This window comes from Streptomyces sp. JN8 (genome assembly GCF_055808075.1).
Map to the genome: position 1 here is coordinate 2581237 of NZ_CM147852.1, position 17830 is coordinate 2599066.

At 72.3% G+C, this 17830-nt stretch carries 22 protein-coding genes; 2 read left to right on the forward strand and 20 right to left on the reverse strand.

Going from position 1 to position 17830, the window contains the following annotated elements; genetic code table 11:
- Positions 1-40: 40 nt before the first annotated feature.
- The 3 genes from pyrH to rpsB form a co-directional block, all read right to left on the reverse strand.
- Positions 41-805 carry a UMP kinase gene (gene pyrH, locus ACY0MR_RS10945; protein WP_015036487.1) on the reverse strand — a complete coding sequence of 255 codons (765 nt, stop codon included), beginning with the start codon at positions 803-805 and terminating at the stop codon, positions 41-43.
- Positions 806-969: 164 nt separating this feature from the next.
- A complete protein-coding gene (gene tsf / locus ACY0MR_RS10950; protein WP_148006367.1) occupies positions 970-1806 on the reverse strand; it encodes a translation elongation factor Ts in 837 nt (278 codons plus the stop codon).
- Between the two features lie 102 nt (positions 1807-1908).
- Entirely contained in the window at positions 1909-2790 is an 882-nt protein-coding gene (rpsB, locus tag ACY0MR_RS10955; RefSeq protein WP_361849987.1) for a 30S ribosomal protein S2, read from the reverse strand.
- A 256-nt stretch (positions 2791-3046) separates the two neighbouring features.
- Here rpsB and ACY0MR_RS10960 point away from each other — a divergent pair, with 256 nt between their 5' ends.
- Positions 3047-3535 (forward strand): murein hydrolase activator EnvC family protein, encoded by a 489-nt coding sequence (locus ACY0MR_RS10960; protein WP_388793851.1) that lies wholly within the window; start codon positions 3047-3049, stop codon positions 3533-3535.
- Between the two features lie 18 nt (positions 3536-3553).
- Here the strand turns inward: ACY0MR_RS10960 and ACY0MR_RS10965 are convergent, their stop codons facing one another.
- The 17 genes from ACY0MR_RS10965 to ACY0MR_RS11045 form a co-directional block, all read right to left on the reverse strand.
- Positions 3554-4102, reverse strand: a complete 549-nt coding sequence (locus tag ACY0MR_RS10965) for a TetR/AcrR family transcriptional regulator (protein WP_404085828.1) — start codon at positions 4100-4102, stop codon at positions 3554-3556.
- Between the two features lie 72 nt (positions 4103-4174).
- Entirely contained in the window at positions 4175-5011 is an 837-nt protein-coding gene (whiG, locus tag ACY0MR_RS10970; RefSeq protein ID WP_361849983.1) for an RNA polymerase sigma factor WhiG, read from the reverse strand.
- A 239-nt stretch (positions 5012-5250) separates the two neighbouring features.
- On the reverse strand, positions 5251-6417 hold the full coding sequence (dprA, locus tag ACY0MR_RS10975) for a DNA-processing protein DprA (RefSeq protein WP_473560523.1): 1167 nt from the start codon (positions 6415-6417) through the stop codon (positions 5251-5253).
- A 206-nt stretch (positions 6418-6623) separates the two neighbouring features.
- A complete protein-coding gene (locus ACY0MR_RS10980; protein ID WP_392862457.1) occupies positions 6624-8237 on the reverse strand; it encodes a YifB family Mg chelatase-like AAA ATPase in 1614 nt (537 codons plus the stop codon).
- A 1-nt stretch (position 8238) separates the two neighbouring features.
- The gene (locus tag ACY0MR_RS10985) at positions 8239-8604 is read right to left on the reverse strand and encodes a YraN family protein (RefSeq protein ID WP_388793845.1); all 366 of its coding nucleotides are present in this window, start codon (positions 8602-8604) and stop codon (positions 8239-8241) included.
- 109 nt (positions 8605-8713) lie between these two features.
- Positions 8714-9022: a DUF2469 domain-containing protein gene (locus ACY0MR_RS10990; RefSeq protein WP_005311352.1), complete on the reverse strand. Its 309-nt coding sequence runs from the start codon at positions 9020-9022 to the stop codon at positions 8714-8716.
- Between the two features lie 55 nt (positions 9023-9077).
- The gene (locus ACY0MR_RS10995; protein WP_473560529.1) at positions 9078-9596 is read right to left on the reverse strand and encodes an NUDIX hydrolase; all 519 of its coding nucleotides are present in this window, start codon (positions 9594-9596) and stop codon (positions 9078-9080) included.
- On the reverse strand, positions 9593-10369 hold the full coding sequence (gene lepB, locus ACY0MR_RS11000) for a signal peptidase I (RefSeq protein ID WP_404085738.1): 777 nt from the start codon (positions 10367-10369) through the stop codon (positions 9593-9595). The genes ACY0MR_RS10995 and lepB (ACY0MR_RS11000) overlap by 4 nt, the downstream gene beginning before the upstream one ends.
- Before the next feature lie 74 nt (positions 10370-10443).
- Complete coding sequence (gene lepB, locus ACY0MR_RS11005; RefSeq protein WP_361847210.1) at positions 10444-11391, reverse strand: signal peptidase I; 948 nt, start codon at positions 11389-11391, stop codon at positions 10444-10446.
- Positions 11360-12352, reverse strand: coding sequence for a signal peptidase I (gene lepB, locus ACY0MR_RS11010; RefSeq protein ID WP_392862451.1), 993 nt, complete (start codon positions 12350-12352; stop codon positions 11360-11362). Before lepB (ACY0MR_RS11010) ends, lepB (ACY0MR_RS11005) begins: the two co-directional genes overlap by 32 nt.
- A complete protein-coding gene (lepB, locus tag ACY0MR_RS11015; protein ID WP_473560531.1) occupies positions 12345-13202 on the reverse strand; it encodes a signal peptidase I in 858 nt (285 codons plus the stop codon). The genes lepB (ACY0MR_RS11010) and lepB (ACY0MR_RS11015) overlap by 8 nt, the downstream gene beginning before the upstream one ends.
- 69 nt (positions 13203-13271) lie before the next feature.
- Positions 13272-13622: a 50S ribosomal protein L19 gene (gene rplS, locus ACY0MR_RS11020; RefSeq protein WP_015036473.1), complete on the reverse strand. Its 351-nt coding sequence runs from the start codon at positions 13620-13622 to the stop codon at positions 13272-13274.
- Positions 13623-13761: 139 nt separating this feature from the next.
- A complete protein-coding gene (trmD, locus tag ACY0MR_RS11025; RefSeq protein WP_388793837.1) occupies positions 13762-14583 on the reverse strand; it encodes a tRNA (guanosine(37)-N1)-methyltransferase TrmD in 822 nt (273 codons plus the stop codon).
- Positions 14580-15188, reverse strand: coding sequence for a ribosome maturation factor RimM (rimM, locus tag ACY0MR_RS11030; RefSeq protein WP_388793835.1), 609 nt, complete (start codon positions 15186-15188; stop codon positions 14580-14582). The genes trmD and rimM overlap by 4 nt, the downstream gene beginning before the upstream one ends.
- Before the next feature lie 116 nt (positions 15189-15304).
- Entirely contained in the window at positions 15305-15544 is a 240-nt protein-coding gene (locus tag ACY0MR_RS11035; protein WP_003980229.1) for an RNA-binding protein, read from the reverse strand.
- 2 nt (positions 15545-15546) lie between these two features.
- Entirely contained in the window at positions 15547-15990 is a 444-nt protein-coding gene (rpsP, locus tag ACY0MR_RS11040; RefSeq protein ID WP_030325634.1) for a 30S ribosomal protein S16, read from the reverse strand.
- Between the two features lie 155 nt (positions 15991-16145).
- A complete protein-coding gene (locus ACY0MR_RS11045; protein ID WP_361847177.1) occupies positions 16146-16739 on the reverse strand; it encodes a hypothetical protein in 594 nt (197 codons plus the stop codon).
- A 361-nt stretch (positions 16740-17100) separates the two neighbouring features.
- Between ACY0MR_RS11045 and ACY0MR_RS11050 the strand changes: the two genes are divergently transcribed.
- Positions 17101-17826: a class I SAM-dependent methyltransferase gene (locus tag ACY0MR_RS11050; RefSeq protein ID WP_388793832.1), complete on the forward strand. Its 726-nt coding sequence runs from the start codon at positions 17101-17103 to the stop codon at positions 17824-17826.
- Positions 17827-17830 lie beyond the last annotated feature (4 nt).

The following is a 17830-nucleotide window of genomic DNA, read 5'->3' on the forward strand; positions in this document are numbered from 1 at the left end:
GCTCTGTCCATCCCCTTGCGGGGCGGTTCCCCGGTTCGGGTCAGGCCCGGGTGCCCTGGTCGCTCACGAGCGTGCCGATCTTCTCACCCTTCACCGCGCGCGCGATATTGCCCTCGGTGAGCAGTTCGAAGACGAGGATCGGGAGGTTGTTGTCCCGGCACAGGGTGATGGCGGTGGCGTCGGCGACCTTGAGGTCGCGGGAGATCACCTCGCCGTACTCCAGTGCGTCGAACTTGACCGCGTCGGGGTTGGCCTTCGGGTCGGAGTCGTAGACGCCGTCCACGCCGTTCTTGCCCATCAGGAGGGCCTCGGCGTCGATCTCCAGGGCGCGCTGGGCCGCGGTGGTGTCCGTGGAGAAGTAGGGCATGCCCATGCCCGCGCCGAAGATGACCACGCGGCCCTTCTCCAGGTGGCGCACGGCGCGCAGCGGGATGTACGGCTCGGCGACCTGGCCCATGGTGATGGCGGTCTGGACGCGGGAGTCGATGCCCTCCTTCTCCAGGAAGTCCTGGAGGGCGAGGCAGTTCATCACGGTGCCGAGCATGCCCATGTAGTCGGAGCGGGCCCGGTCCATGCCGCGCTGCTGGAGTTCGGCGCCACGGAAGAAGTTGCCTCCGCCGATCACGATCGCGATCTCCGCGCCGTCGCGGACGACGGCCGCGATCTCACGCGCGATGGCGTGCACGACGTCGGGGTCGACGCCCAGGCCGGTACCGCCGGAGAAGGCTTCTCCGGACAGCTTCAGCATGTAGCGGCCGGCCTTTTTGCCGTTGTTGTCGTCGCCCTGTACGGCGCCCTGGTTCATGGAGATCTCCTCGTGCACATACGAAGGAGGCCATTGCCTTGGGTCCTCGCGGGTTTCCCGTACGGCAATGGCCTCCTCGTCAGATCTGCGGTCGTCCTGCGCGTGCGCGGACGACTGCCTCAGACCCTACCGGGGTCCGGTGTCCGTCGCGTTCGCGTACGGACTCAGATGCCGACCTTGATGCGGGTGAAGCGCTTCAGGGTGACACCGGCCTCGTCCAGGATCTGCTGGACGGACTTCTTGTTGTCAAGGGCGTACGGCTGACCGAGCAGCGTCGCGTCCTTGAAGAAGCCGTTCACGCGGCCCTCGACGATCTTCGGGAGCGCGGCCTCGGGCTTGCCCTCGGCGCGGGTGGTCTCCTCGGCGACGCGACGCTCGGTCTCGACGACCTCGGCCGGGACGTCCTCACGGGTGAGGTACTTCGGCGCGAAGGCGGCGATGTGCTGGGCGACACCCTTGGCGACGGCGGCGTCGGCCTTGTCGAACTCGACGAGGACACCGATCTGCGGCGGGAGGTCCGGCATCGTGCGGTGCATGTACGCGAAGACGAAGCCGTCCGCGTACTGCGCGAAGCGGTCCAGGACGATCTTCTCGCCGAGGTTGGCGTTGGCCTCGTCGACGAACGCCTGCACGGTCTTGCCGGCCTCGATCTCGGAGGCGAGCAGCGCCTCCAGGTCGGCCGGGGCGGTGGCGGCGACGTGCGCGGCCAGCTGGTTGGCGACGGCCTGGAACTTGTCGCCCTTGGCGACGAAGTCCGTCTCGCACTTCAGCTCGACGAGGACGCCGGAGGTGTTGTCGTCGGCGATGAGGGAGACCACGGCGCCGTTCTCGGCGGAGCGGCCCTCACGCTTGGCGACACCCTTCTGGCCCTTGATGCGCAGGGCCTCGACGGCCTTGTCGACGTTGCCGTCGGCCTCGTCGAGGGCCTTCTTGCAGTCCATCATGCCGGCGCCGGTGAGCTCGCGGAGCTTCTTGACGTCAGCGGCGGTGTAGTTCGCCATGAGTCTGTTTCTCTCTCGAAGTCTGAAAGATCGGGCGGGTCCACGGGTGGACGGCGGGGGCTTCGTGGGCCCCCGCCGTCGTCACCCGAAGGTCCTGAAGGGTCAGGCCTGCTCGGCGTCCGCGGCCGGAGCCTCGGCGGCGGCCTCGGCCGGAGCGGCCTCGGCGGCGGGGGCCTCGGCGGCGGCGGGAGCCTCGTCGGCCTTCTTCTCACCCTCGAGCAGGTCGCGCTCCCACTCGGCGAGCGGCTCGCCCTGGGCCTTCTCGCCCGGCTTCGAGTCGCCGGTCGCGGCGCCGGAGCGGGCGATGAGGCCCTCGGCGACGGCGTCGGCGATCACGCGGGTGAGCAGGGTGACGGAGCGGATCGCGTCGTCGTTGCCCGGGATCTTGTAGTCGACCTCGTCGGGGTCGCAGTTGGTGTCGAGGATCGCGACGACCGGGATGTGGAGCTTGCGCGCCTCACCGACGGCGATGTGCTCCTTCTTGGTGTCGACGATCCAGACGGCGCTCGGCACCTTCTGCATCTCGCGGATACCACCGAGGGTCTTCTCCAGCTTGGCCTTCTCGCGGGAGAGGACCAGGAGCTCCTTCTTGGTGAGGCCGGAGGCGGCCACGTCCTCGAAGTCGATCTGCTCGAGCTCCTTGAGGCGCTGCAGACGCTTGTAGACGGTGGAGAAGTTGGTGAGCATGCCACCGAGCCAACGCTGGTTGACGTACGGCATGCCGACACGCGTCGCCTGCTCGGCGATGGCCTCCTGGGCCTGCTTCTTCGTACCGACGAACATGATGGAGCCGCCGTGCGCGACGGTCTCCTTGACGAACTCGTAGGCGCGGTCGATGTACGACAGCGACTGGAGCAGGTCGATGATGTAGATGCCGTTGCGCTCGGTGAAGATGAAGCGCTTCATCTTCGGGTTCCAGCGACGGGTCTGGTGACCGAAGTGGACGCCGCTCTCCAGCAGCTCCCGCATCGTGACGACGGCCATGGCCGTATCTCCTTGGGTTTTCTCGGTTATGTTCCTGACGCCCCGGCGCGCCATGCCCGCGAGGGACCGAAAGGCGCTGCCACGGCCGGTGACGGCAGTGGCGGGGCGTGCGAAGTCGACCCGGTGACCCGGGTCGCCATAGGAAGTGTACGGGACCCCGGGAGCAGCGGGTGACGGCGCTGTCCACATCCGGGCGCCGGTCCACAGATGCCGCCCGGCTCCGCCGCGGGGCCGGGGTGCGGGGGAGCGTTCTCCCATGCACCTCACGGCACTGATCCTGTTCCTCGGCCTGGTGTGGCCGGTGGGCCCGCCCGCGGAGATCGTCCGCGGCTGGCAGCCGCCGCCGGGTCCGTACGCGGCCGGTCATCGCGGCGTCGACCTGGCGGCGCCGCCGGGCACCCCGGTGGCGGCCCCCGCCGCCGGCACGGTGACCTTCGCGGGGCCGGTCGGCGGCCGCGGGGTCGTCACGCTGACGCTGCCGGGCTCGGGCACTCCCCCGTTGCGCACCACCTTCTCGCCGGTGGAGCCGCTGGTGGCCGCCGGTACGCGGGTCCCGGCGGGTGCGGCGATCGCCCGGGTGGCGCCGGGCACGCACTGTCCGGAGTCCTGTCTGCACTGGGGTCTACTGAGAGGCGACCGGTATCTGAACCCGCTGCTCCTGGTCCCGCGGGGGCCGTCCCGGCTGCTGCCGGTCGGGGGCGACCGGGTCGGGCCGGGGGGTGAGGGGCCCGTCCCCGAACGGTGAGGGCCCGCCCCCGAGCGGTCAGGAGGCGGTGCCGTTGACTCCGTGGAGGGCCATGGTGACCGCCGCCTCGGCGACCTCGGCGGGATCCTCGGCGGCGCCGAGCTCGATGCGGCGGACCGCGGCGTCGACGACGCCCTGGAGCAGCATGGCGCCCAGCCGGGGCTGGCGCTGGCCCAGCGCCGCGAGGGCTTCGACGATCATGGCGACGAGGCCGCCGTGGGCCGCGCGGATCTTCTCGCGGGCGCCGTCGTCGAGCTCGCTGGCCGAGATGGCGACGACCGCGCGGTGGCGGCGGTCCCCGACCAGCTCCAGCTGCTTGCGGACGTAGGCCTCGACCTTGCCCTGCGGGGTGTCCGCGCCGTCCATGGCGAGCTCGACCTCGGCGGCCCAGACGGGGAAGTCGACGGCGCACAGTTCCTCGACGACGGCCGCGCGCGATCGGAAGTACTCGTACACCGAGGAGCGGGCGAGGCCCGTGCGCTCGGCGAGTGCGGGGAAGGTCAGCGCCTCCGTCCCGCCCTCGGACAGCAGGGAACGCGCGGCGTCCAGGAGGGCGCCGCGCTGCATCGTCCGGTGCTCGGCCACGGAGGCCGCTCGAATCCTGGGCACGGCTCCACTGTACGACCGGCCGGCCTCCGGTCAGCGTCCGACGTCGGCCAGCTTGGCCCGGAGCTGGAGGACGGACTTGGTGTGGATCTGGCTGACGCGGCTCTCGGTGACGCCGAGGACGTGGCCGATCTCGGCCAGGGTGAGGCCCTCGTAGTAGTAGAGCGTGACGACGGTCTTCTCCCGCTCGGGGAGCGTGTTGATGGCGCGGGCGAGCAGCCGGCGCAGCTCGCGGTCCTCGGCGACCTCGACGGGGTCGTCCGCCGCGGTGTCCTCCAGGGTGTCCATCAGGGAGAGCCGGTCGCCGCCTTCGCCGCCGACGTGCAGCAGCTCTTCGAGGGCGACGACGTTCGCCAGGGACAACTGGCTGAAAACCGCGTGCAGTTCCTCCAGCGTGATGTCCATCTCCGCGGCGACCTCGGTCTCGGAGGGGGTGCGCCGGAGCTGGGCTTCGAGGGTGGCGTACGCGCGCTCGACGTTGCGGGCCTTCTGGCGGACGGAGCGCGGGATCCAGTCGAGGGCGCGGAGTTCGTCGATCATGGCGCCGCGGATCCGGGTGATGGCGTACGTCTCGAACTTGATCGCGCGCTCGACGTCGAACTTCTCGATGGCGTCGATGAGGCCGAAGACGCCGGAGGAGACGAAGTCGGCCTGTTCCACGTTGGACGGGAGCCCGACGCTGACGCGTCCCGCGACGTATTTGACGAGGGGCGAGTAGTGCAGGATCAGCTGTTCCCGCAGCCGCTCGTCGCCCGTGTCCTTGTACGACCGCCACAGTTCGTCGAGTGAGGTCGGTGCGGGTGGTCGCACGGTGCCCCGGGCTGCTGGGGGCACCGCAGCGCGGTCAGACCCGGAGGTGTGCTGGGGCATGCGTTGCCTTGAGCCGTTCTGCTGTCGGTTGGGCCGGTGCGGGTGTCCTGGACGGAATTCTGGTGAGCGTAGCGTGAGTGCGCGGTCGCGGTGCGCGAACGCCGGCGGTTCGCGCCGCTCCCGGTGGACGCGGTCGACCACATCTTCGAACCCGGGCCGTGGCGCGCGTCGGCCCCTCGGGTGCGGCCGAGAGAACTCGGTTGTTCATCGGCTTCACCCTTTCACCCGAATGCTCCAGGTCAAGGACCGCCTCGCCGCGCGTTCGACGCGGGAGTGGTCGTGTTCGTCAACCGCCAGCCCTCTCCGCACCGTTCGACGAAGCCGAGGGAATGGAGTTCGTACAGCCTGGCGAGGGTGTCGTCGGGGGTGGTGCCGGCTCGGCGGGCGATGGCGGTGGTGGGGGTGGGGCCGCGGGCGGGCACGGCTTCGAGCACGTGCGCGGCGGCGGGGGCGAGGAGGTCGCGCGGGAGGACGGGTCCCCGGCGCGGCGGTGCGAGCTGCCCCATGTCGCCGACGAGTTCGACGATCTCGTCGGCGTCGGTGACGAGGGCGGCGCCGCCGCGCAGGAGTTCGTGGACTCCGGCGGAGAGCGCGCTGGTCACGGGGCCGGGGACGCCCATGGTGTGGCGACCGAGGCGGGTCGCGGCGCGGGCGGTGACGAGTGAACCGCTGCGGTGCTGGGCCTCGATGACGACGGTGCCCCGGGTGAGGGCGGCGATGACCCGGTTGCGGAGGATGAAGCGGCTCGGGGTCGGATGACTGTCCGGCGGCAACTCCCCCACGACGAGGCCTTGTTCGGCGATGCGACGGATGAGCTGGTCGTGGCCCCTGGGGTAGGGCGTGTCGACGCCGCAGGCGAGCACGGCGACGGTGGCTCCGCCGGCGGCGAGGGTGCCGCGGTGGGCGGCCCCGTCGATGCCGTAGGCGGCTCCGGAGACGACGACCCAGCCCCGGCGCGCGAGGCCGGTGGCGAGGTCGGCCGCGGTGTGCGCGCCGTACGGGGTGCAGGCGCGGGCGCCGACGAGGGCGACCGAGCGGAGGGCCCAGGCGCGCAGGTCGGCGGGGCCGCGGACCCAGAGGCCGAGGGGGCGGGTGTCGGCGAGGTCGTCGAGCTGGCTGGGCCACTCGGTGTCGCCGGGGACGAGAAAACGTCCGCCGAGGTCGTGGACCGCTTCGAGGTCGCGCGCGGGGTCGGCGGCGGTGGCGCGGAGTCGCCAGGAGGCGACGCGCTTCGGCCCGGTGCCGGGGAAGGGGCCGTCGTCCCCGTCGCTCCGGGCGGCGGGTGCGGGTTCGAGCAGCCGGTCGACGAAGCCGCGGGCTCCGTAGCGGCGGAGCCAGCGCCCGGCGTGCTCGTCGCCGGGCTCGACGGCCCGGCTGAGCACGACCCGGGCCAGCCGCTCGTCCACGGTGACGGAGCCGTGGGGGCCGGGTCGGGGGACAGGAGCGCCCGGGCGCGGCCCGGAGGGTCCGGCGGGGTCGTCGGGTGCGCCGGAGCGGGGGTCCGAGCGGTCTGCGGGGCGGGCGAGTCGGGCCGCGCGGGGGCCGGGGCTGCCCGCAGCCCGGCCGGGCTCGTTTTGGTCGTCCGGGCCGGAGGGGTGGAGGGCGGGGCCGGTCATGAGAAGGCCCCCGCTCCGGCGGGCACGCCCCGGGCGATGGAGGTGCGGAGTTCGAGGGCCAGGGCGATGTCCTCGCTGTCGGGGCGGTCGTGTCCGGCCAGGTCGGCGACGGTCCAGGCGACGCGGAGGACCCGGTCGAGGCCGCGGGCGGTCAGGAGTCCGCGCTCGATGTCCCGCTCGGCGGCGGCGAGTGCTCCGGGCGCGGCGAGGTAGCGGGTGCGGAGTTCGTGTCCGGGGATCTCGCTGTTCACGCTCCAGGGGGTGCCGTCGAGGCGGGCGGTGGCGCGGGCCCGGGCCTCGCGGACGCGGTCCGCCACCGCTCCGGTGGTCTCGCCGCGGCCGCCCCGGCCGAGCAGGTCGGCGCGGGTGACGGGCTCGACCTCGACGCGGAGGTCGACGCGGTCGAGGAGGGGACCCGAGAGCCGCGCCTGGTAGCGGCGGACGAGTGCGGCGGGGCATTCGCAGCCGGCGCCGTGCAACGTGTGGCGCCCGCAGGGGCAGGGGTTGGCGGCGAGGGCGAGCAGGAAGCGGGCGGGGAGGCGGACGACGCCGGCGGCGCGGGCGATGACGACGTGCCCGGATTCGAGGGGCTGGCGGAGGGCGTCGAGCGCCTTCCCGGAGAACTCCGGCGCCTCGTCCAGGAAGAGGATGCCGCGGTGGGCGAGGGAGACGGCGCCGGGCCGGGGCAGGCCGTTCCCGCCGCCGACGAGGGACTGCATGGTCGCTGAGTGGTGCGGGGCGCAGTAGGGGGGCCGGCGGACGAGGGGTTCGCCGGGCGGGAGGAGTCCGGCGACGGAGTGGACGGCGGTGACTTCGAGGGACTCCTGCCGGGTGAGCGGCGGGAGGATGCCGGGGAGGCGCTCGGCCAGCATGGTCTTCCCCGCGCCGGGCGGGCCGGAGAGCAGCAGGTGGTGGCTGCCCGCGGCGGCGACCTCCAGGGCGCGGCGGGCGCGGTGCTGGCCGGCGACGTCGGCGAGGTCGGGTCCTTCGGCGGGGTCGGCGGCGAGTCCGGTGCCGAGGCCGGCGCCCGGGACGAGGAGTCCGGCGAGCATGGCGTCGGGCCGGCCGGGCTCGGTGGGCTCCTCCTCGGGGACGGGTTCGTCGCCGAGGACGGCGATCAGCTGGCGGAGGCTGCGGACGCCGAGGACGGAGACCCCGGGGACGAGCGCGGCCTCGCCCGCGGTCTGCTCGGGGACGACGACCTGCCGGTAGCCGGCGTCGGCGGCGGCGAGCACGGCGGGGAGGATGCCGCGGACGGGCCGGACGCGTCCGTCGAGGCCGAGTTCGCCGATGAGGACGAGGTCGGCGATGGCGCGCGGGTCGATGCGCTCGGCGGCGCCGAGGACGGCCGCCGCCACGGCCAGGTCGAACCCCGATCCCCCCTTCGGCACGGAGGCGGGGCTGAGTCCGACGGTCAGCTTCTTCTGGGGCCATTCGGCGCCGGAGTTGACGACGGCGGCGCGGACCCGGTCGCGGCTCTCGCTGAGGCTCTTGTCGGGGAGGCCGACGAGGGTGAAGGCGGCGACTCCGGGTTCGAGGTCGGCCTGGACCTCGACGACGACGCCCTCGACACCGACGAGGGCGACGGAGCAGGTGCGGGCGAAACCCATCTCAGGCCACCCCCCGGGCGTGGGTGAGGAGCGGAGCGCCGCGGCGGGGCAGGACGATGCCGATGAGGTCGATGCGGACGCCCTGGACGGAGTCGGGGACGCCGTTGCGGTCGATCCAGCAGGCGGCGAGGCGGCGCAGCCGGTCCGCCTTGCGGGGGGTCACGGCGGCCATGGGGTCCTCGAACCCGCCGTCGCGCCGGGTCTTGACCTCGCAGACGACGAGGGTCTCGCCGTGGCGGGCGACGATGTCGATCTCGCCGGTCCGGCCGCAGCGCCAGTTGCGGGCGAGGATGTGCATGCCGGTCGCGGTGAGCCGGCGGGCTGCCAGCTCTTCTCCGTACCGACCGAGCGCTTGTGTCCTGTTCATGCGGTACCACCTCCGTCACCGACTGTGACGGAGGTGGTGGAGTCGTGTGCGGCGCTGTGGACGGCCGGGGGCCTGGGGAGAACCTGCTCACCCGTGCGGGTGAGGCGGCTCAGCTGCCGGGGAGTTCGAGGTCGCTCTTGTTGAGCTCCTCGATGTTCACGTCCTTGAAGGTGAGGACGCGGACCTGCTTCACGAACCTGGCCGGCCGGTACATGTCCCAGACCCAGGCGTCCGCCATGCTGACCTCGAAGAAGACCTCACCCTGGACCGAGTGCACCTGCATCTCGTAGTCGTTGGTCAGGTAGAAGCGCCGCTCGGTCTCGATCACGTATTTGAACAGCCCGACGACATCGCGGTACTCCCGGTAGAGCTTCAGCTCCATCTCGGTCTCGTACTTCTCGAGGTCCTCGGCGCTCATGGCATGTTCCCCTTCAGCCGTGCGTCCCCCTATTGTGCGCCAGGCGGCCGCGCCCCTAAACGATTTCCGGGGCGAGAACCACCGGTGCACGCGGAGGTCCCTCGTCGAGCAGCGTGCGGAGCAGCTCGGCGAGTCTGGTCGGGTACACCGTCTCACGCGCCGCGGACAGTTCGGCGGAGGTCCACCATCTGAGGCCCGCGAGGCTGCGGTTCTCCAGTTCGGTGAGGGCCCGCGGCCGGGGCGCCGCCTCGGTCCGCCGGGTGCGGGCGAGGTAGTACCACTCCTCCTGCTCCCAGCGGCGACCGTCGAAGGGGAACGAGCAGTACCGCGTCCAGAGCACCGGCCCGAGGTCGATGTCGGTGATGCCGGTCTCCTCGGCGAGCTCGCGCAGGGCCGCCTCCTGGCGGCTCTCGTCGCCCTCCAGGCCCCCGCCGGGCGTGAACCACCAGGTCTGGCCGGGGTCTTCGGGCTCGAAGCCGTGCAGCAGCAGGATGCGGTCGTCGGGGTCGAGCAGGACGACCCGCGCCACCCGCCGCACCTCCGTGCCCGGGGCGGTGCCCGATGCGTCCGTCATGTACCCACCTTCTCGCGCGTGCCGGGCGCGGCGCCCGCCGACCGGCGCTTCGCGATCCGCGCCGCGCGCTGCGCCACCGGCCCGTACGCGCCTCCGGCCAGGACCAGGACGGCTCCGGCCGCGACGGCGCCGAGGAGGGGCATGACGGGGCCGGGCTCCGAGATCCCGCCGGGGAGGCCGGCGAAGCCCGTGGGCCGGTCCAGGAGGCCCTTCGCGGGCCAGACGACGGCGTCGACCCGGGCGACCACGGAGGAGCGGGGCACGGAGCCCTGTCCGGCCTCCTCCATGTGCGTACGGGAGTCGAGCGAGGTGTGCCGGTCGTCGCCCAGCAGGAAGAGGTTGCCGGCCGGGACGGTCACGGAGAACTCCGTGCCGGAGGCGATGATCCGGCCGCCCGGTCCGGGCCGCAGGTAGGGCTCGTCGACGGGCTCGCCGTTCACGGTGAGACGGCCGTCCGCGCCGCAGCAGGCGACCGTGTCGCCGCCGACGGCCGCGACCCGCTTGACCATGGGCGAGTCGCCCCAGAGCGGGTCGGTGAAGACGACGACGTCGCCGCGCCGCACCTCGTCCCCGTCGACGCGCTGGGCGAGGATCTTGGACCCGACGTCGAGGGTGGGGGTCATGGAGTCGGTGGGGACGGAGTACGGCTGGTACAGCAGCGCACCCCAGACCAGGCCGCCGAGGAAGAGCACACAGCCGACGGCCACGGCCAGCCCCGACAGCGTGCTGCCGAGGCGGCCGCGGCCGCCCTTGGTCCGTATGTTTCCGCTCATGTGCGCACCCCGTAGGTCTGTCGGCGGACCGCTGGTCTGTCGACGGTCCGGGACGGCACCCTACCCGCGGGTCACTACTCGGCGGTATGCCGTGCGGCGACCTTCTTCCGGCGCCACAGGACCAGCGGGAGCGCTCCGGCGAGACCGGCCGCGCCCAGCGGGGCGGCACCCAGGGCCTTGTTGAGCGCGGGGTTGTCGAAGATCTCGGGCACCGGGAGGGTCGCCCAGCGGGTGACCGGCCAGGCGATCACGACGGCGCGGCCCACGACCTCGTCGTCGGAGACGGTGCCGCCGCCGGGGAGCTGCTGGTGGAACCGCGAGTCGAGGGAGTTCTGGCGGTTGTCGCCCATCACCCAGATGCGGTTCTCGGGGACCTTGATCGGGCCGAAGGAGTCCTGGCAGGGGACGGAGCCGGGGTAGAGGTACGAGGTCTCGTCCAGCGGCACGCCGTTGAGGACGACCTTGCCGCCCTCCTTGCAGGAGACCGTGTCGCCGCCGACGGCGATGACCCGCTTGATGAGGTCCTTCTCCTCGGCGGACGGCATGAGGCCGATGAAGCTGAGGAACTTCTGGACCACGTTGGGCGTGGGGGTCTCCTGGCCCTCCAGCCAGCCGCCCGGGTCGTGGAAGACGACGACCTCGCCGCGCTCGGGCTCGGAGCCGAACCAGGGGGTCAGCTTGTCGACGAGGACCCGGTCGCCCCGCTGGAGGGTGTTCATCATCGATTCCGAGGGGATCGAGAACGCCTGCACCAGGAAGGTCTTGATCAGGAGGGCGAGGACGAGCGCGATGCCGACCAGAAGGGGCAGTTCCTTCCAGAAGGAACGCTGCCTCCGGGGGGCGCTGTCGGCGCCGCCCGGCGCCCCGTCGCCGTCGTCCGGCGTCCCGCCGCCCGGTGCCCCGCCGTTCGGCGGCTGCGCCCGCCCGTCATCCGTCACGTCGTCACCCGTCGTGTCATCGCCGAAGGCCCCGCCGGCCCTCCTGTCGGGCTCATCGTGTCCGGATCGTGCGCCGACGGCCAAATCCCCCACATCCACTCCTCAGTCCGTGCGATCGCCTGCCCCGGAACAGGGACAGGCCCACCACTCCCATAACGAGCAGAAGTTCCGCAGGGGTCGGGAGCCCGGTGAATCCGTTGAGATTCCGCTGGGACACACTATGCGACGCGCCGAGCGCGGACTCGGAACTCGCACGCGCGTCCGGTACGGCGGCGAACGTCCCGCGTTCCTCCAGGCCGCGCCAGTGGGCGACGGGCCAGGCGATCACCACGGCGCGCCCCACGACCTGCTCCTCGGAGACGGTGCCGCGGTCCTTCTCGTCGAGGTGGTAGCGGGAGTCGGCCGAGTCGGAGCGGTGGTCGCCGAGGACGAAGACGCGGCCCTGCGGGACCTTCACCTCGAAGGGGATGGTCGACGGCTCGTTGCCCGGGTGCAGGTAGGGCTCGTCGAGCGGCACCCCGTTGACGGTGATCCGCCCGTCCTTGCCGCAGCAGCGGACGGTGTCGCCCCCGACGGCGACGACGCGCTTGATGAGGTCGCGGTCGTCGGCGGAGGGCAGCAGCCCGATGAAGGTGAGGACCTGCTTGGCCTGCTTGATGCCGACCGGGTCGTCGGCGGGGGGCGCGGCCTCCTGCTGGAGCCAGTTGCCGGGGTCCTTGAAGACGACGACGTCGCCGCGCTGCGGGCGGGAGCCGAACCAGGGGGTGAGCTTGTCGACGAGGACCCGGTCGGAGATCCGGATCGTCTGCTCCATGGAACCGGAGGGGATGACGAACGCCTGGACCAGGAAGGTCTTGAGCACGAGCGCGATGAGAACGGCCACCGTGACCAGGATGGGGATCTCGCGGATCGCCGAGCGCTGCCGGCGCCGCTTGACCTTGCGGGCGAGCCGGCGCCGCTCGGCCCGCCCCGGCAGGGGCGCGGGCTGCTCGGGGCCGCGGTCGGAGGGGCGGCCGCCGCCGGGCGGCCGTCCCCGGCTACCCATGGGGCGCCGCCCCGTGTCCGCCGGCCGGCGCGTCCGGTACGGCGTCGAAGGCGTCGGTCTCCTGGACGGTGGTCCACCGGCCGAGGGGCCACGCGATCCAGTCGGCGCGGCCGACGACCCGGTCGACGGGGACCATGCCGCCGCCGGGGCTGCCGAGGTGGTCGCGGGAGTCGCTCGACTGGCTGCGGTGGTCCCCCATGACCCAGAGCCGGTCCGGGGGGACGACGATGTCGAAGGGCACGCTGGACGGCCGGTCGCCGAGCTTCACGTACCACTCCTGCACGGGGACGCCGTTGACCGTGAGCCGGCCGTCGGCGTCGCAGCAGACGACCCGGTCGCCGCCGACGCCGACGACCCTCTTCACGAAGTCGGTCTCGTCGGGTTCGGCGAGCCCGAGGGCGGCGGCGCCGTCGTGCAGGAGGCCGGTGACGGGGTTGCCCGGGGGCTGTTCGCGGACGAAGGAGCCGGTGCCGTCGAAGACGACGACGTCGCCCCGCTCCGGCTCACTGCCGAAACGGTACGCCAGCTTGTTGACGAGGATCCGGTCGCCGACCTGGAGGGTCGGTTCCATGGACCGGCTGGGGATCAGGAAGGGCTGCATCACGAAGTGGCTCAGGAGCAGCAGGAACACCACGCAGGCGCCGCCCACGAGGGCCGTGCGCCGCCAGGTGGAGGCGCTCGGCTCCGCCCCGGTGCGCTCCGCGTCCGCGGTCTCCTCCGCCGTCCCGGCGCCCCCCGGGCCCCGCGTCTCCCCTGGGCCCTGCGCGTCCTCGGAAACGCGCGCGGAGCGCGACCCGTCCTCCGTGCCGGAAGAGGGGTCGCGCTCCGTGTGCTGTGCTTCGGTGTCCATCGCTGGCAGAGCCTATCCGGACTGCCTGTGCGCGGGCTCGGAAGCGTCGAGCGTGCCGGGAGCCGAGGCTCAGCGGTCGCGCTTCTCCTTGATCTTGGCGGCCTTGCCGCGCAGCTCGCGGAGGTAGTAGAGCTTGGCGCGACGGACGTCACCGCGGGTCACGAGCTCGATCTTCTCGAAGATCGGGCTGTTCACCGGGAAGGTGCGCTCGACGCCGACGGAGAACGAGACCTTGCGGACCGTGAAGGTCTCGCTGACGCCCGAACCCTGGCGGCGGATGACGACGCCCTTGAACTGCTGGATACGCGAGCGGTTGCCTTCGATGACGCGCACGTGGACGTTCACGGTGTCGCCGGGGCGGAAGGCGGGGAGGTCGGAGCGGAGCGAACCCGCGTTGACCTGGTCGAGCAGGGAGGCCATGGAGGTCTCTTTCCTCGCTGATGCCACAGGTCATCAGCGGTACGTTCGGAGCGAATCCGAAATGAACGGGAAGACCGTCCGCGCCTGGCCGCGTCGTTCCCCCTGTGGCAGGGGCGCGCGCCGGACGGACGGCAGCGGCCTATTCTTCCACGTCGTGGAGCTTGCGCCAAAATCGGCCGCCGGGCTCGGGGGCCCAGCCCATCATCGAGAGGATCTCGCGGTCCTTCTTGTCGAAGGCGGCGGGGTCGCAGCGCTCGATGAGGTCGGGCCGGTTGGCGGCGGTGCGGCGGAAGGCCTCGTCCCGTCGCCAGCGGGCGATCCTGCCGTGGTGGCCGCTGAGGAGCACGTCCGGGATGCCCCGGCCGCGCCACTCCGGCGGCTTGGTGTAGACGGGCCCTTCGAGGAGGTTGGCCATGGCGCCGGGGGCGAAGGAGTCGTCCCGGTGCGACTCGGCGTTGCCGAGGACGCCCGGCAGGAGGCGGGCGACGGCCTCGGTGACGACGAGGACGGCGGCCTCCCCGCCGGCCAGGACGTAGTCGCCGATGGACACCTCGTAGACGGGCATGCGGGTCGCGTACTCGTCCATGACGCGGCGGTCGATGCCCTCGTAGCGGGCCGGGGTGAAGATCAGCCAGGGCCGCTCGGAGAGCTCGACGGCGAGCTCCTGCGTGAAGGGGCGGCCGCTGGGGGTCGGGACGACGACGACCGGGCCGTGGGCGCCGCTCTCGTAGCCGTCGGCGAGGGTCTGGTCGAGCGCGTCGCCCCACGGGTCGGTCTTCATGACCATGCCCGGACCGCCGCCGTACGGGGTGTCGTCGACGGTGTTGTGCCGGTCGTAGGTCCACTCCCGCAGGTCGTGGACGTGCACGTCGAGCTGTCCGCGCGCGCGTGCCTTGCCGACGAGGGAGACGTTCAGCGGTTCGAGGTACTCGGGGAAGATCGTGACGACGTCGAGCCTCATGCCTGGCCCTCACCTGACTCGTCGTCGGACTCCTGGTCGCCGGACGGCCCGCCCGACGCGTCGCCGTCCTCGTCGCGGGAGGAGGCGATCTCGGCGCGGTCGTCGATGAGGCCGGGCGGCGGGTCGATGACGGCCCGCTGCTCCTCCAGGTCGATCTCGGTGACGATCGACTCGACGAACGGGATCATCAGCTCGGTGCCGTCGGGGCGCTCGACGATGAAGAGGTCCTGGGACGGCAGGTGGGAGATCTCGGTGATGCGGCCGATCTCGGTGCCGTCGGCGAGCACCACGTCCAGGTCCATGAGCTGGTGGTCGTAGTACTCGTCCTCCTCCTCGGGCATCTCCGCCGGGTCGACCTCGGCGATGAGGAGGGTGTTGCGCAGGGCCTCGGCGGCGTTGCGGTCGCGGACGCCCTCGAAGCGCAGCAACAGCCTGCCGCTGTGCACACGGCCGGTCTCGATGGTCAGCGGCCCGGTCGCGGCCGGGTCGGTGAGCAGTACGGCACCGGGGCCGAGCCTGAGTTCGGGCTCGTCCGTGCGCACCTCGACGGTGACCTCGCCCTTGATCCCGTGGGCGCGGCCGATCCGCGCGACTACCAACTGCACTGCTTCACACTCTCCTGTCACACAGCTCGTACGACGCGAACGACAACGGGCCGGGGCGGGCTCGAAAGCCCTCCCCGGCCCGTGCCGGCACAACTAAGGTGATGCTGCCGGCCTGCTCAGCGGACCTGGTCCACGTCGACGAGGTCGACCCGGATGCCACGGCCGCCGATGGCGCCCACGACGGTGCGCAGCGCGCGTGCGGTGCGGCCGTTGCGGCCGATCACCTTGCCGAGGTCGTCCGGGTGGACCCGGACCTCCAGGACGCGGCCGCGACGCAGGGTGCGCGAGGCGACCTGCACGTCGTCGGGGTTGTCGACGATGCCCTTCACGAGGTGCTCGAGAGCCTCCTCGAGCATGCTCAGGCCTCGGTCGACTCGGTCGACGCGGCCTCGGCCTCGTCAGCCTTCTTGTCGGCCTTCTTGGCCTTGGGGGTGATGGCCTCACCCTTGTCGTCGCCGCCCTCGAGGGCCTTCGCGAACTCGTCGAACGAAGCGCGCTTGGCCTCCTTCGTCGCGGGGACGAGCAGAGCCTTCTCGGGGGCCGGGAGGCCCTTGTGCTTCTGCCAGTCGCCCGTGAGCTTCAGGATGGCGAGAACCGGCTCGGTCGGCTGGGCGCCGACGGACAGCCAGTACTGCGCACGCTCGGAGTCGACCTCGATACGCGACGGGTTGTACGTCGGGTGGTAGAGGCCGATCTCCTCGATCGCGCGGCCGTCGCGGCGGGTGCGCGAGTCGGCGACGACGATGCGGTAGTGAGGCTGGCGGATCTTGCCGAGGCGCTTGAGCTTGATCTTGACTGCCACTGGAGTGGTGTCTCCTGGTCTTGACGTGGTTGGGCACTTTGAGATGCCACGTGGGGTTGCGGTACTCGGATGCCCGATGGACGCGTCAGCCGGAGGAGAGAGGGGTCCTGTGCGACTGTCGAGTACAGCTAGCCATTGTGCCACACACCGCGAGGTCAGCTCACGGCGCCCACGGTCTCCGGGATGCGGAAGGGCTTGCCGCAGCCGCCGCAGACGATCGGGGCCTGGGCGAGCACCGAGGGCACCACGCGCACGTTGCGTCCGCAGTCGCAGACGGCCTTGACGCGGACGCCGCCGCCCGAGGAGCCGTGCCGGGCGGCAGGTCCGCGGAAGGAGCGCTTGGTGTCGGCCGCGGTGGCGACCGTGTGGGCCTTGAGGGCGCGCTGGAGCCGCTCGATGGTGGGGCGGTAGCGCCGCCTCGCCTCGGGGTTGAGCGTGACCAGGGAGAAGCCGCTGCTGGCGTGCGGCTCCTCGGGGTGGTCGAGCCCCATCTCCTCGGCGATCGCGAGGAATCTGCGGTTGTGGTAGCGGCCGGCCCGGGAGGTGTCGCGGACACCCCGGGCGGCGGCGATGCCGTGGACTGCCTCGTGGAGCAGTCGTTCGAAGGAGAGCTCGGCGCCGCAGGCGGACGAGGACTCTCCGATCAGGGACTCGGGCGCGGCAAGATCGGGCAGCTCGGGGTGGTGCCGCTGAATGTCGGCCCACGCCTGTGCCAGCTCTGCGGCGAGAACAGGTGGTGTCGTGCTCACGTCGCGTCTAACGAGCCGGAGTGCCCCCGGGTTCCATTCCGGGGCATCCCAAATATTTTGCACGTACCCGTCAGTTGCCGTCGATGGGTCGGGACGAGGGCCAGTGCGCCGATCTGCGGAGGAGTAACGCAGGGGGCGGCAAGCCGGGGTGTAGTGGCGCATACGCCCCGGCGCGCGGAGGCGGTGCGCGCGCTCCTCGGGGGAACCTTGCCCGGAAGGAGCGGGAAGCCTGACAGGGACATTACCGGGTCGGCTCTTCCCCGGACGAATCGGTGCGGTACGAGCACTGGACGTGGCACCGGATGCGCAGTTCCCTGGCTACGGGGGGTCGTCGTCCGAGCACGGATTGGGGCAGTTTTCCATGACACCTACGCTCGTCCCGCACCACCCCGCGCGCGACTGGGCCGAGATCCAGGAGCGGATGCTCGTCCCGCTCTACGAGGCCGTGTACGACCGTCTCGGCGTGGGCGCCGGCACCAGGGTGCTGGGCCTGCGCTGCGGCTCCGGTCTGGCGCTCCTCATGGCGGCGGCGCGGGGGGCCCGGGTGGCCGGCGCGGACCGGGACCACGCGCGCGTGGAGCTGGCGAGGGCGCGGCTGCCCGAGGGCGTGACGGTCACGGAGGAGCCCCCCGAGGGCGCCGTCCACGACGTGATCACCGCCTTCCACACGACGGACGCGATGCTGCCGGAGCTGTCGGCGCTCACCCGTACGGCCCTCTCGGGGGCGACGGTCGTCCTCGCCGGCTGGGGGCCGCCCGAGCGGTGCTCCACGGAGGCGGTGCTGCGGGTCGCGGCCCGCCTGGCGGACCGCCGGCCGGCCCTCCGGACGGATCTGGAGGGGCTGGTGGCCGGGGCGGGGCTGCGGCCCGCCGGCTCGGGCCGGGTGTCCTGCCCGTTCGGGTACGCGAACGGGGGCAGCGCGGTGCGCGGGCTGCTGTCGACGGGGGCCTTCGACGAGGCCGTGCGGGCGAGGGACCTGACCCAGGTGGAGAAGGAGATCGAGGAGGCGATCGCCCCGTACGCGCGCGCGGACGGCACGGTGTGGATGCCGAACGTCTTCCGGTACGTGATCGCCCGGGTGCCGTAGCCCG

Bases quoted from the DNA above. Each gene is read 5' to 3' on its own strand.
- pyrH (WP_015036487.1), bottom strand. From the start codon at position 805: ATGAACCAGGGCGCCGTACAGGGCGACGACAACAACGGCAAAAAGGCC.
- tsf (WP_148006367.1), bottom strand. From the start codon at position 1,806: ATGGCGAACTACACCGCCGCTGACGTCAAGAAGCTCCGCGAGCTCACC.
- rpsB (WP_361849987.1), bottom strand. From the start codon at position 2,790: ATGGCCGTCGTCACGATGCGGGAGCTGCTGGAGAGCGGCGTCCACTTC.
- ACY0MR_RS10960 (WP_388793851.1), top strand. From the start codon at position 3,047: ATGCACCTCACGGCACTGATCCTGTTCCTCGGCCTGGTGTGGCCGGTG.
- ACY0MR_RS10965 (WP_404085828.1), bottom strand. From the start codon at position 4,102: ATGCAGCGCGGCGCCCTCCTGGACGCCGCGCGTTCCCTGCTGTCCGAG.
- whiG (WP_361849983.1), bottom strand. From the start codon at position 5,011: ATGCCCCAGCACACCTCCGGGTCTGACCGCGCTGCGGTGCCCCCAGCA.
- ACY0MR_RS10980 (WP_392862457.1), bottom strand. From the start codon at position 8,237: ATGGGTTTCGCCCGCACCTGCTCCGTCGCCCTCGTCGGTGTCGAGGGC.
- ACY0MR_RS10985 (WP_388793845.1), bottom strand. From the start codon at position 8,604: ATGAACAGGACACAAGCGCTCGGTCGGTACGGAGAAGAGCTGGCAGCC.
- ACY0MR_RS10990 (WP_005311352.1), bottom strand. From the start codon at position 9,022: ATGAGCGCCGAGGACCTCGAGAAGTACGAGACCGAGATGGAGCTGAAG.
- ACY0MR_RS10995 (WP_473560529.1), bottom strand. From the start codon at position 9,596: ATGACGGACGCATCGGGCACCGCCCCGGGCACGGAGGTGCGGCGGGTG.
- lepB (WP_404085738.1), bottom strand. From the start codon at position 10,369: ATGAGCGGAAACATACGGACCAAGGGCGGCCGCGGCCGCCTCGGCAGC.
- lepB (WP_392862451.1), bottom strand. From the start codon at position 12,352: ATGGGTAGCCGGGGACGGCCGCCCGGCGGCGGCCGCCCCTCCGACCGC.
- lepB (WP_473560531.1), bottom strand. From the start codon at position 13,202: ATGGACACCGAAGCACAGCACACGGAGCGCGACCCCTCTTCCGGCACG.
- rplS (WP_015036473.1), bottom strand. From the start codon at position 13,622: ATGGCCTCCCTGCTCGACCAGGTCAACGCGGGTTCGCTCCGCTCCGAC.
- trmD (WP_388793837.1), bottom strand. From the start codon at position 14,583: ATGAGGCTCGACGTCGTCACGATCTTCCCCGAGTACCTCGAACCGCTG.
- ACY0MR_RS11035 (WP_003980229.1), bottom strand. From the start codon at position 15,544: ATGCTCGAGGAGGCTCTCGAGCACCTCGTGAAGGGCATCGTCGACAAC.
- ACY0MR_RS11050 (WP_388793832.1), top strand. From the start codon at position 17,101: ATGACACCTACGCTCGTCCCGCACCACCCCGCGCGCGACTGGGCCGAG.